Source organism: Bacillus sp. Je.9.29.b (assembly GCF_051129925.1).
Taxonomy (GTDB): Bacteria; Bacillota; Bacilli; order Bacillales; family Bacillaceae; genus Bacillus; species Bacillus safensis.
Window position 1 is genome coordinate 223,981 of the sequence record NZ_JBCPSO010000003.1, and the last position, 12,093, is coordinate 236,073.

General features: G+C 44.2%; 11 protein-coding genes. 10 read left to right on the plus strand and 1 reads right to left on the minus strand.

Features of this window, described 5'->3' with window-relative positions; all coding sequences use genetic code 11:
- The first annotated feature begins 7 nt into the window (after positions 1-7).
- The 7 genes from AAZR19_RS07320 (at position 8) to cydC (ending at position 9,280) form a co-directional block, all read left to right on the plus strand.
- Positions 8-946, plus strand: a complete 939-nt coding sequence (locus AAZR19_RS07320) for an ABC transporter substrate-binding protein (RefSeq protein WP_248350979.1) — start codon at positions 8-10, stop codon at positions 944-946.
- Positions 943-1,956, plus strand: coding sequence for a FecCD family ABC transporter permease (locus AAZR19_RS07325; RefSeq protein ID WP_185853943.1), 1,014 nt, complete (start codon positions 943-945; stop codon positions 1,954-1,956). Before AAZR19_RS07320 ends, AAZR19_RS07325 begins: the two co-directional genes overlap by 4 nt.
- Before the next feature lie 7 nt (positions 1,957-1,963).
- Positions 1,964-3,079, plus strand: a complete 1,116-nt coding sequence (gene isdG / locus AAZR19_RS07330; RefSeq protein ID WP_275426736.1) for a heme oxygenase — start codon at positions 1,964-1,966, stop codon at positions 3,077-3,079.
- A gap of 323 nt (positions 3,080-3,402) precedes the next feature.
- Entirely contained in the window at positions 3,403-4,818 is a 1,416-nt protein-coding gene (locus AAZR19_RS07335; protein ID WP_024423881.1) for a cytochrome ubiquinol oxidase subunit I, read from the plus strand.
- Entirely contained in the window at positions 4,805-5,821 is a 1,017-nt protein-coding gene (gene cydB / locus AAZR19_RS07340) for a cytochrome d ubiquinol oxidase subunit II (RefSeq protein WP_041108365.1), read from the plus strand. The genes AAZR19_RS07335 and cydB overlap by 14 nt, the downstream gene beginning before the upstream one ends.
- Entirely contained in the window at positions 5,821-7,557 is a 1,737-nt protein-coding gene (gene cydD, locus AAZR19_RS07345; RefSeq protein ID WP_248350980.1) for a thiol reductant ABC exporter subunit CydD, read from the plus strand. The genes cydB and cydD overlap by 1 nt, the downstream gene beginning before the upstream one ends.
- A complete protein-coding gene (gene cydC / locus AAZR19_RS07350) occupies positions 7,547-9,280 on the plus strand; it encodes a thiol reductant ABC exporter subunit CydC (RefSeq protein ID WP_248350981.1) in 1,734 nt (577 codons plus the stop codon). Before cydD ends, cydC begins: the two co-directional genes overlap by 11 nt.
- Positions 9,281-9,337: 57 nt before the next feature.
- On the opposite strand, the gene AAZR19_RS07355 is transcribed toward cydC, so the two are convergent.
- Positions 9,338-10,348 (minus strand): pectate lyase family protein, encoded by a 1,011-nt coding sequence (locus AAZR19_RS07355; RefSeq protein WP_434702900.1) that lies wholly within the window; start codon positions 10,346-10,348, stop codon positions 9,338-9,340.
- 488 nt (positions 10,349-10,836) lie between these two features.
- Between AAZR19_RS07355 and sigY the strand changes: the two genes are divergently transcribed.
- From sigY to AAZR19_RS07370, 3 genes are read left to right on the plus strand one after another with little or no spacing between them, the layout of a single operon-like run.
- A complete protein-coding gene (gene sigY / locus AAZR19_RS07360) occupies positions 10,837-11,370 on the plus strand; it encodes an RNA polymerase sigma factor SigY (RefSeq protein WP_056765404.1) in 534 nt (177 codons plus the stop codon).
- Positions 11,367-11,678 (plus strand): YxlC family protein, encoded by a 312-nt coding sequence (locus AAZR19_RS07365; protein WP_041108357.1) that lies wholly within the window; start codon positions 11,367-11,369, stop codon positions 11,676-11,678. Before sigY ends, AAZR19_RS07365 begins: the two co-directional genes overlap by 4 nt.
- Entirely contained in the window at positions 11,675-11,887 is a 213-nt protein-coding gene (locus AAZR19_RS07370) for a hypothetical protein (protein WP_041108354.1), read from the plus strand. The genes AAZR19_RS07365 and AAZR19_RS07370 overlap by 4 nt, the downstream gene beginning before the upstream one ends.
- The last annotated feature ends 206 nt before the right edge of the window (positions 11,888-12,093 follow it).

A 12,093-nucleotide genomic window follows, 5' to 3' on the forward strand; every position in this document is an offset into this window, starting at 1 on the left:
CAGACGGTTGAAATTTTCACATGTGATCTTAGCGGGACTCGTCTTGATGCTTCTCCTCGGCGGATGCAGTCAGGCAGCACCTGTAGAGAAAGGAAGCGGGCAAGGAGCGCTGAAGATAAAGGATTTTACCGGAAGAACGCTGTCGTTTGATGAATCCCCTCAGCGTATCGTCGCCTTGTCGACCGGGGACATGAGTATTTTGTATGCTTTAGGCGGTGAGGCGGTCGGCCGGCCAACTGCCGAGTTACCAGACAGCTTACAAAAGGCAAAGTCCGTACAAACGATTGGCACAACGCATCAATTTGATGTAGAGCTGATCACAAGCTTAAAGCCTGATGTGGTGCTTGGAAATGAACAATTAAACAGCAAGGACATCTCTACAATAGAAGGAATTGGATCACAGCTTCTATTGACAAGCGCCAATTCAGTGAAGGACATCCAGCGTCAAATCTCGTTATTTGGGGATTTGCTCGGAAAGCAGCAAAAGGCTAAAGCACTCAATGATCAAATTGATGAGCGGAAAAAGCAGGTCAAGCAGCCCAAGAAAAAAGTGAAAACACTCGTTGTGTACGGTGCACCCGGCACATATATGGCGGCACTTCCGCAATCCTTAAGCGGAGATTTGCTGCACATCGCTGGGGGTGCAAACATTGCTGAGAATGAACCGGCACTCGAAAAATTTCCTCAATACGCTCAAATCAATGCAGAAAAGGTGATCGAAGCCGATCCTGATCTCATTCTGCTCATGACACACAGCAATCCTGAAGATGTGAAAGCAGGCTTTATGAGTGAAATGAAACAGAATGCAGCATGGCATGATGTATCAGCTGTCAAAAATGGCCGCGTGGAGATTCTGCCTAGTGATTTATTCGGGACGAATCCAGGCGCAGACGTCATAAAGGCGATTGATGAACTAGAGAAGAGATTGAAGCGATTGTCATCATGAAGGTGAATGCAGAGTTAGATTTTCAAAAAAGACAGTCGAGACGAAGATGGCTGATACCGGGACTGCTTTTCTCGCTAGGTGTGGGCATATGTCTAGGGCTTGCATTAGGTTCTGTTCAATTATCGCTGCCAGATTTAATCGCTGCTTTGACGGGATCAGGCCAGCCAGTCCATGAAAAAATCGTTATGGATTTACGCCTGCCGCGCGTTCTCATAGGTTTCATCGTCGGGGCCTGTCTCGCAGCATCAGGAGCCATTTTACAAGGAGTCGTCCGAAATCCACTCGCTGACCCCGGGATCATCGGTGTGACCGCCGGCGGCGGGTTAGCCGCTGTACTCAGCATGATCGTGTTTCCGCAATTCACATATCTGCTTCCAGCGGCTGCCTTCCTTGGCGCTTTATTAGCGGCACTTGTTGTGTATATTTTGTCGTTCGATCAAGGGGTTTCACCACTGAAATTGATTCTGGCGGGTGTGGCAGTCAATGCCCTGCTTGGTGCAGTCATGAATGGATTTATGGTGCTTTATAGTGAGCGTGTGCAGGCCGTTCTGCCTTTTTTATCAGGAGGATTAAATGGACGGAGCTGGCATCATCTGAGCTTTGTGTCACCTTATGCGATTGCTGGATTGTGTCTTTGTTTTTTTGCGATCAAGCCGGCAAATCTTCTTTTGCTTGGTGATGAGTCAGCGCAGCTGCTCGGCCTTAGAGTCGAGCGAACCCGATTTTTCTTAATTGCACTGGCAGCGCTTTTGGCGGGTGCAGCTGTAAGCGTGAGCGGTTTAATTGGATTTGTCGGTCTTGTCGTCCCTCATTTTATCCGCCTTTTAATTGGAGATGACTACCGGTACCTGCTGCCGATCTCAATGCTTGGCGGCGGCGTACTTGTGGTCTTTGCTGATACAGCAGCACGGGTATGGTTTACACCGGTTGAACTGCCTGTTGGTATTCTGCTGGCCTGTATCGGTGCACCTTTCTTCCTCTATTTATTAAAAAAGAAAGGGAGGGGTTAAGTTGGATGTGATTGCGATGGATGACGTGAGTCTCAGTCAAGGAGGCTTTCGGCTGTCGTCTATTTCAGCAACTGTGCCTAAAGGAAGTGTAACAGGCATTATTGGACCAAATGGGTCAGGGAAGTCGACGTTTATTAAAGCGGCCGCACGTCTTACGTCGATTGAAAGCGGCATGATTTATATTCACGATATCCCGCAAAAAGAAATGACAGCACAGGAAATTGCACAGGAAATCGCCGTTTTGATGCAGACGAGAACAGCCATCCCATCGATGACAGTACGTGAGCTGGTTGCCCTTGGACGCAGTCCGCATCGTTCGATCTGGAAAAAGAGCTCGAAGACAGATCAGGAAGCGATAGAGTGGGCGCTTGAAGTGACAAATAGCCGAGTGAATGAAAACAGGATGCTGCATACATTGTCAGGCGGAGAAAGGCAGAAGGCGTATATTGCCATGGCACTGGCTCAGAAGACAGAGACGATTATTCTGGATGAGCCTACCACTTACTTAGATATTGCGCACCAGCTTGATTTACTGGAGCTGCTCAAACAGCTGAATGAAACACATGGGATCACCATTTTAATGGTTCTTCATGACCTGCAGCAGGCAGCAAAATATTGTGACCGCCTGATTGCGATGAAGCGTGGTCAGGTTTACCAAATAGGGACACCAAAGGAAGTATTAACAGAAAACTTTTTCAAAGAGGTGTTTGGGATTCAGGCAGAGGTTCACCTAGATGGAGAGCATCCGCTCATTATCCCAATCGCTTCGATCCAACAACAAAAGGGAGATGAACCAAACATGATCATTGTAAACAACCAGGTTAGAGTAGAAAAAGGCAGTGCAGACCACCTCGTTAAGCGTTTTAACAAGCAGGGACAAGTAGAATTCATGGAAGGATTTTTAGGCATGGAAGTCTGGGTCACACAGCAGACAACCGATTACGATGAAGTGACCATTCATACCCGCTGGAATCGAAAAGAAGACTTTGTGAACTGGACAAAATCTCAGGCATTTGGTGATGCACACGCTCATGGAAAAGCGAAACCTGAAGGCTTATTAAAAAACAAAATTACGTACTATGAAGTCCAAGTCACAAGACCTGCTTTACAGAAAAAAGCTTAAAATAGAAACACAGCGCTGCGGCCCACGTGCAGCGCTATTTTTTTTGCGGTTGTTTATTTTCCGTCACATATTCTTGACAAAGTATTCAAACAACTGACACAATACCATCCAATTTTTAGGTAAAATTTACTTTATTTTTGAAGCGTATGGGTGTAAAGTACAGGTATAAATAACTAACCGAATGAAAATCAAGAGTAAAATTTCACCGAGTGAACCATTTCAAATGGACTTTTATTTGTGAAACATTGAACAAACGGTGAATATTTTGTGAAATGGTGAGCATGAATCGTTCGGCATGTGAAAGTAAGGGAGGATGTAAGGCTGTGAGTGAGCTGTTTTTAGCAAGATTTCAATTTGCTTCAACGACATTATTTCATTTTATTTTTGTTCCTATGTCAATAGGTTTGGTGTTTATCGTCGCATTGATGCAGACCCTTTATGTCGTCAAGAAAAAAGACATCTATAAAAAGATGGCGAAGTTTTGGGGTCACCTGTTCTTACTTAACTTTGCAGTAGGTGTGGTAACAGGGATTCTGCAGGAATTCCAGTTTGGGATGAACTGGTCAGATTATTCAAGGTTTGTCGGTGATGTCTTTGGTGCACCGCTTGCCATTGAAGCACTTTTGGCCTTTTTCCTTGAATCTACATTTATTGGACTTTGGATATTCGGCTGGGATCGTCTGCCGAAGAAGATTCATTTATTGTGCATTTGGCTTGTTTCTCTTGGTACGATCTTTTCGGCGTTTTGGATTTTACTCGCCAACTCATTTATGCAGGAGCCAGTTGGATTTGCCATTAAAAATGGTCGTGCAGAAATGAATGATTTTGGCGCTCTTGTGACGAACCCGCAGCTTTGGGTTGAGTTCCCGCACGTTCTATTTGGTGCACTGGCAACAGGAGCTTTCTTTATTGCAGGAGTTAGTGCCTATAAAATGATCAAAAAACAAGAAATCGCCTTTTTCAAAAAATCATTCCAGATTGCGATGGTCCTTGCTTTAATTTCTGGTTTAGGTGTGGCGTTCTCTGGACATGATCAAGCGAAGCACTTAATGAAATCACAGCCAATGAAGATGGCAGCAAGTGAAGCCCTTTGGAAGGATAGTGGAGATCCAGCGGCTTGGACACTATTTGCCAACATTGACACAGATAAAAAAGAAAACTCTGCGGAGATCAATATTCCGTTTGCCTTAAGTTATTTGGCATATTCGAAGTTCAGTGGAGATGTTCCAGGTATGCTGACACTTCAAAAAGAATATGAAGCCAAGTTTGGTCCCGGAGACTACATTCCGCCAGTGAAAACAACATTCTGGAGCTTTAGAATCATGGTCGGTGCCGGAATGCTGATGATTTTTGCTAGTATGATTGGTTTGTACTTGAGCTTTAGAAAGAAACTCGAAACAAACAAATGGTTTTTACGCTTCATGGTAGGGATGATTGCGTTCCCGTTTATTGCGAATTCAGCCGGCTGGATCATGACTGAGATCGGGCGTCAGCCGTGGACCGTCTTTGGTATGATGACGACAGCTCAATCGATTTCACCGAACGTATCGTATGGCATGCTGTTATTCTCAGTCATTAGCTTTACGGCGATGTATCTGATTCTTGCCATTTTGCTTGCCTACTTATTCATTCGAGAAATTAAAAAAGGTGCACATTCTGAAGAGGATACAGATCAAAAGGATGAAACGGACCTGTCTACAGATCCATTTGATGGAGGCGCATATCATGGCATATCTTAACGAGATTTGGTTTATTCTTGTCGCAGTATTATTTGTTGGATTTTTCTTCTTAGAAGGATTTGATTTTGGTGTCGGGATGTCCATGCAGCTGCTTGGAAAGGACGCGCACGAGCGCCGCATTTTAATCAATACGATTGGTCCTTTCTGGGATGCGAATGAGGTCTGGCTGATTACTGCCGGCGGCGCTATTTTCGCTGCATTTCCTCACTGGTATGCCACGATGTTCAGCGGATACTATATTCCGTTTGCAGTTCTCCTCTTAGCGCTCATTGGGCGCGGCGTCGCCTTTGAATTCCGAGGGAAGGTTGAGAAAGCCTCTTGGATTAAAGCGTGGGACTGGGTGATCTTCTTTGGCAGTCTGCTTCCGCCGTTTTTGCTCGGTGTGTTATTCACGAGTATTTTACGCGGGATGCCAATTGATCAAGACATGAACATGTACGCTGGATTTACGGACTTTGTTAATCTTTACTCAGTGATCGGCGGGTTAGCTGTGACGGTTCTTTGTCTGCTGCATGGCTTGATTTTCGTCACACTTCGTACAGAGGGTGACTTAAGAGACCGTGCAAGAAAACTAGGCCAGCGTGTCCTGCTCATTGCACTCCCTGTTCTTGTTATATTTGTCGGTGTGTCCATCATTGAAACAGATATTTATACTGTACGCCCGATCATCACCATTCCATTAACTGTGCTGATTGTGGTTTGTTATGTAGCTGCCCTTGTTTTGATGAGAAAAGAACGTGATGGCTGGACATTCTTATTCACAGGCGCAGGCATCATGGTGACGGTGTCCATGCTTTTCACTGCATTGTTCCCGCGCGTCATGATTAGTTCAATCAGTCATTCATTTGATCTCACAATTCAAAACGCTGCATCTGGATCTTATTCACTGACGGTCATGACGATTGTTGCTGTTTCTTTGCTGCCCTTTGTGCTTGGGTATCAAATTTGGAGCTATTACGTCTTCCGTAAACGTGTAAGCGGTAAGGAGCCAATGACCTACTAATGGATAAACGTTTGCTTCAATTAAAAGGAATGAGAGGGCTTCTTGCCCTCTTAGGTATTGTGTCACTCATCCAAGGAGCAAGTATTATTTTCCAAGCACAGTGGCTGGCACATGCCATTACAACGCTGTTTGACGGGAAAAGCCTCTCGCAGGCAACGCCTTATGTCATGCTGTTTCTTGCTGCCTTTGTTGTGCGGCACGGTCTCACCTTGATTCGGGAGAAGGTCATGTTTACCTACTCTTCCCAAATTGGAGCAGACGTCAGAAAGCAGCTGCTAGACCAACTCTTTCGATTAGGGCCTGCCTTCGCAAAGAAAAAAGGGACAGGAAAGCTTGTCACATTAGCAATGGAAGGAATTGCTCAATACCGTCAGTATTTACAGCTGTTTTTGCCGAAAATGGTGAACATGGCAGTGATTCCGGCGATGGTCCTTATCTATGTGTGGACATTAGATGAAACATCAGCCGTCATTTTAATTGTGACGCTGCCAATTTTAATTATTTTTATGATTTTGCTAGGCCTTGTTGCTCAGCGTAAAGCGGCCAAACAATGGAGATCGTATGAGAAATTATCCAATCATTTTACTGACTCTCTCCGCGGCCTTGAGACGCTTCGTTACTTAGGTATCAGCAAAAAACACTCCCGTCATATTGCGGAGGTGTCAAAGCGATATCGAAAAGCGACCATGAGCACACTGAAGGTTGCCTTTCTGTCATCGTTTGCCCTCGATTTCTTTTCCATGCTATCGATTGCAACCGTCGCTGTTTTTCTTGGCTTGCGATTAATTGAAGGAGAGCTTCTGTTATTGCCGGCTTTGACGGCGCTTATGCTGGCGCCGGAGTATTTCCTGCCGGTACGTGAAGTGGGAAATGATTATCATGCGACGTTAAATGGAAAAGAAGCGAATGAAGCCATGCAGGTCATTTTAGAAGAAAAAGGCTTCCGCGTACAGGAGACACAATCTGTGCAGCTGAATAAGTGGGATGAACAATCCGTGCTCACGCTGCAGGATGTTTGTGTCCAGCATGATGAACATGCCCCTTATTCCATTCAGGATGTGGATCTCACTGTCAAAGGGAAGAAAAAAATCGGCATCATTGGTGCCAGTGGTTCAGGGAAATCAACATTAACCGATGTCCTCGGCGGTTTTGTTGAACCGTCTTCAGGTCAAATTACGCTAAACGGCCAGCCGCTTGTTCATTTACAGATGAACGAATGGCAAAAGGAAGTTGTCTATATGCCGCAGCATCCCTATTTATTTCACATGACATTAAAAGAAAACATTCGTTTTTATGAACCGAATGCAACAGACGAAGAAGTGGAAAGAGCTGTACATGAGGCTGGCTTATCTCAGCTGGTTACGCAGCTGCCAAATGGCTTGGATGAGGTCATTGGAGAACAGGGAAGAGAGCTAAGCGGAGGACAGGCGCAAAGAATTGCGCTTGCTCGAACTGTGCTGGGCCAGCGGTCCATTATGCTGTTAGATGAACCAACGGCGCATCTCGATATTGAAACAGAGTATGAACTGAAGAAAACAATGCTTCCACTGTTTGAACATAAACTTGTGTTCTTAGCGACACACAGGCTCCATTGGATGCCGGACATGGATGAAATCATTGTCATGGATCAAGGAACCGTCGCAGAAATGGGGACACATGAATCATTAATGCAAAGAAAAGGTGTGTATTATCAATTGGTACAGGAGCAAATGGGGGCGGTCACACATGGTCAGTAAAGGCTGGTTTATACCTTATATCAAGGAGAATCAAAAGCTGTTTGCCTTGGTTTTATTTTTAGGAGCCATTGCGGTATTCTCTGCTTCTATGCTGATGTACACGTCGGGATTTCTCATTTCAAAAGCTGCCACAAGACCTGAGAATATACTCATGGTCTACGTCCCAATTGTGGCTGTACGTACCTTTGGTATTTCGCGCTCTGCTGCCCGCTACGCAGAAAGGCTGGCAAGCCATCAGCTCATTTTGACAATGATTGAAAAAATGCGTGTACGCCTGTATGACATGGCTGAACGAAGTGCCAGACAGACAAAGCTTGGGACAGGTGAAATGCTTGGCCTCTTGTCAGATGATGTAGAGAGACTGCAGGACGCCTATTTAAAAACCATCTTTCCATCCATCGGTGCACTGCTTTTATATGCCGCATCCATTGGAGCACTTGGCCTTTTCTCATGGCCTTTTGCTGGACTGATGCTGCTTTATATGGCACTTCTCGTATTCGTTTTCCCATACGTCACAGTGCTTGTGAACCGGGCAAGACAAATTCAAATGAAAAAAGGCAGAAATGAACTGTACAGCCATTTAACAGATGCGGTCATGGGCGTTAGTGACTGGCTGTTCAGCGGCAGGCAGAAAGATTTTGTTGATAGTTATGAACAGAAAGAAGCACAGCTGTTAGCGCTTGAAGCAGCGAAACACCGATTTATCCGCGTGCGTCAATTTTTTGCACAGCTCTTGATTGGAGGAGCTGTCGTGCTTGTTGTGTATTGGAGCGGCTCCGTCGTTCAGTCAGGATCCATGTCACACACACTGATTGCAGCCTTTGTACTTGTGCTGTTTCCTTTAACAGAAGCTTTTCTTCCACTGTCAGATGCGGCAGGTGATATTCCCGCCTATCAGCATGCTGTCAGCAGATTACATCATTATGAAAAGCAGTCATATGAAGGAGAAACTGAAAGCGAGGCAGTGGATCAGTCAGCCATTTCTCAAGATGAAGCTGTCTGTTTTGATCAAGTGTCCTTTCGATATGACACGCATCAATATGTCCTTCAAGACCTGTCATTTTCTCTGAAGCAAGGGGAATCACTCGCGCTTTTAGGAAAAAGCGGTGCAGGAAAATCAACCATTTTGAAATTGTTAGAAGGGGCAGTTGTTCCAAATCAAGGGGCTGTCAGCATTCAAGGAAAACCGGTTCAAAGCATTCAAGAGAAGGTGTCTGCCTATGTATCTGTGCTCAATCAACAGCCATATTTATTCGATACGTCTGTTTTAAACAATATTCGTTTAGGATCTCCAGAGGCAACAGAAGAGCAGGTAAAAGAAGCAGCTAGACAAGTGCAGCTGCATGATGACATCGAGTCTTTGCCAGAAGGGTATCACACAGGTGTTCAGGAGACAGGGGTTCGATTTTCAGGTGGAGAAAGACAGCGTATGGCGTTAGCTCGGATTTTGCTGCAGGACACGCCGGTTGTTGTATTAGATGAACCGACCGTCGGGCTTGATCCGCGGACAGAGCGTGAATTGCTTGAAACCATTTTCCGTGTGTTAAAAGGGAAAACAGTTATTTGGATTACCCATCACCTGACTGGCTGTGAGGCATGTGACCGCATCATGTTTATTGAAGACGGGCGCATTGAGATGCAGGGGCAGCATCAGGATTTACTAAAAGAAAACAAGCGTTATCAAAAGTTGTATGAAATGGATCGTCCATTTTCTACAATATAAATGAATGAAATGACAAGAACGTTCGGACAGGAAATCTCTGCCCGAACGTTTTGTGGTTTAAGGGTTTACTTTCCCAACACCTGCATTTGATATCACTTCTGATTTCACATTGTTCACGTTAAGCAAAGAGTAGTTATAAGGAGGTTTATACGTACCTGTTGAAGACGTTGGCAGACTGCCTGTGCTGTTAATATACGAGTTGTTGATGACATGCCATGTACCAACTTGACTGCTGTCCCAGCTTCCGATCGCATTTTTGGTGTTTTCAAATACGTTGTGTTCAATTCTCATCTTCGCGCCCATACGCGAGTTAATCGCTGTTGTGAGGATGTCTTTGTAATAGTTGTTATAGACATGTCCTTCCCCGAAGCGCATAGACGGTACACGAGAGTTTAGGTTTTCAAAGCGGTTGTTATGGAACGTAATTTTTCGATTGTAGTTATCGTTATCGGAGCTGCCCATGAGCATTGTTTTCCAGCTGTCATGTACATAGTTCCACGAGAAGGTAATGTAGTCAGAGTCATTTTTTACATCAAATAAACCATCGTAGTCATCCTTCCCAGAATTCAATGTGTTGTACAGTTCATTATGATCGACCCATATGTTTTTAGCGCCGCCTTCAATCCCGATGGCATCCTTGTCACCGATTTTGCTGTGGTGGATTTTCAAGTTGCGGATGATGATGTTATTGGCACGCCATACTTTAATGCCAATCCCATTCAATTCGCCGTTCGTCCCTTTACCGACGATCGAGACATTATTTGTATCTTTCACATCGATTTTATTGGCTGATGTATTAGAAGGGGTAATGGTCCCGTCTACAACAATTTTTAATTTTTCGTTTGTTCCTTTATTTTTGAGGGCAGCCAATAGTTCATTTCCAGTTTTGACTGTGACGGTTTTACCGCCTTCACCGCCTGTTGTGCCGCCATTTAATGTGGAGAAGCCTTGTTGATTAAAGTTGGCCATAATAGAAGGGCTTTCTGGATATTTGGCTGCTGCCTTTGCCTCCCCGTTTGGTGCAAATAATGAAGTGACGAGACCAACAGCTAATACACCGGCTAACATTGGAATTTTTCTCTTCAAATTCAACATCTCCATTCTATTTTATTTTAATGAAAACGTTTCCAAAATAAGCTGTGATTCAACTACTCCTCCTTCCTTCACAAGCATCGCTTCATTCGGAATGTAGGATGAGCATAGCATGCAAAAAGGTATCATCGGCTAAGGATAGGCGCAGCGTATTCCATGATTTTCTAGGGAGCTAAGCCAATGATTATTTCATTTTCATCTTCATGAGATAAGGACCATTGTCGATAGGTATGAGGATGACATCTTGATTATGGAGAGGAGGCTCTCCGTTTGGTAGAAAATCAAGATGATTATAAACGCATCATTTTGTTAGAGAAGAAGGAATGCCATAATCATTACATAAGAAAAAATTGGATATAAAACGAGAATCATAGAAGGTATGCTAAAAAATAAGGTCTAATTTAAACGATATTATCATCCGTGTCGTCTTATGAGTAAGAGAAGAAAAGGAAGGAGGGGTGTGTTTGGAGCAGACAGAAGAGATATTATTGATTCAGCGGGCAAAACAGGGAGATGATGCCGCGTTTACAGCCCTTTATCGGCATCATTATTCCTTTGTTTACCGATATATGTTGAAGCTCACCCTTCAACAAGAGCTGGCAGAGGAAATCATGCAAGAAACGATGCTGAAAGCGTATATGAAACTTTCTTCATTTAGAGGAGATGCCTTATTTTCAACCTGGCTCATTTCGATTGCATCTAGGCAATTTTTAGATCACCAGAAGAAAAGAAAACGTGAACAAATGAGAGAAGGAAAAGCGAATCAGGAGGCTATACGCCGCTTTAAATGGGACGTTCAGCAAAAGGGGAACACATGGCATGACATGTGGGATGCTTTAAATGAATTAAAGGCTCAGGAGAGAGCACCGATTATTCTGCACTATTATTATGGCTTTACCTATCCAGAAATGGCTTCAATGCTCGGAATGAGAGAAGGCACTGTGAAATCAAGGGTTCATCATGGATTAAAGAAAATTCGAAAGGAGTGGGATTTATGAAGGAAGATCGTTTGACCGAACGTTTAAAAGAAGAGCTTAAGCAGCTAGACGAACAAATTGAAGTGGAAAAGCCAAGTGAGCAGGCTGTCATGATGATGCTGAAACAGGCGAAGGAACAAGAGAAAAGGCGTTTTAAACAAGAAGTGCTGGCATACGTTTTGATCAGTTTGACTATTCTAGCACTCTTTGCAGCTGCCATTACCCATTTGCCTATCATCTTCATACTTCTCCAAATAGTGAGCGTCCCCATCTGCTTTGTTGTTGGCTACAAGGAATATCAACATATCAAAGGAGGGTCTTCCTTATGAGTCAGTCGGAAATGATCATCTTATTGTGCGTCTTGCCGTTATTGTTTGCACAGGGCTTTCTTTTATTTATGGATGCAAAGAAAAGAGGGCGTTACAAGTGGTTTTGGGGCATTGTCGGTCTCATTAACTTTCCATCGTCTTCTATTTTATATTGGCTTTGTGTCGTGTTACCTGATCGAAAAAGAGGCGGGAAGCCCCGAAAAGATTGAGTGCATCCGATCAAACTTTTGACCCTTTTTTCAATGGAAAACCAGCTAGAAATTCATCATGATTCATGTATTTGTCAAAGAAAACGGGACGAGAAACATCCGCTTGTTCGTTTCTAGCACATTAGTCATTCCTTGAGCGCTTATTTTTAAAGACAATCGCTGCGGCTGCTTGATCTATCTCAATTCGGCATCATTTTCATCTGTTA

Excerpts from the sequence above, each read along its gene's own strand:
- AAZR19_RS07325 (WP_185853943.1), top strand. The coding sequence starts at position 943 with ATGAAGGTGAATGCAGAGTTAGATTTTCAAAAAAGACAGTCGAGACGA.
- cydB (WP_041108365.1), top strand. The coding sequence starts at position 4,805 with ATGGCATATCTTAACGAGATTTGGTTTATTCTTGTCGCAGTATTATTT.
- cydD (WP_248350980.1), top strand. The coding sequence starts at position 5,821 with ATGGATAAACGTTTGCTTCAATTAAAAGGAATGAGAGGGCTTCTTGCC.
- cydC (WP_248350981.1), top strand. The coding sequence starts at position 7,547 with ATGGTCAGTAAAGGCTGGTTTATACCTTATATCAAGGAGAATCAAAAG.
- AAZR19_RS07355 (WP_434702900.1), bottom strand. The coding sequence starts at position 10,348 with ATGTTAGCCGGTGTATTAGCTGTTGGTCTCGTCACTTCATTATTTGCA.
- AAZR19_RS07365 (WP_041108357.1), top strand. The coding sequence starts at position 11,367 with ATGAAGGAAGATCGTTTGACCGAACGTTTAAAAGAAGAGCTTAAGCAG.
- AAZR19_RS07370 (WP_041108354.1), top strand. The coding sequence starts at position 11,675 with ATGAGTCAGTCGGAAATGATCATCTTATTGTGCGTCTTGCCGTTATTG.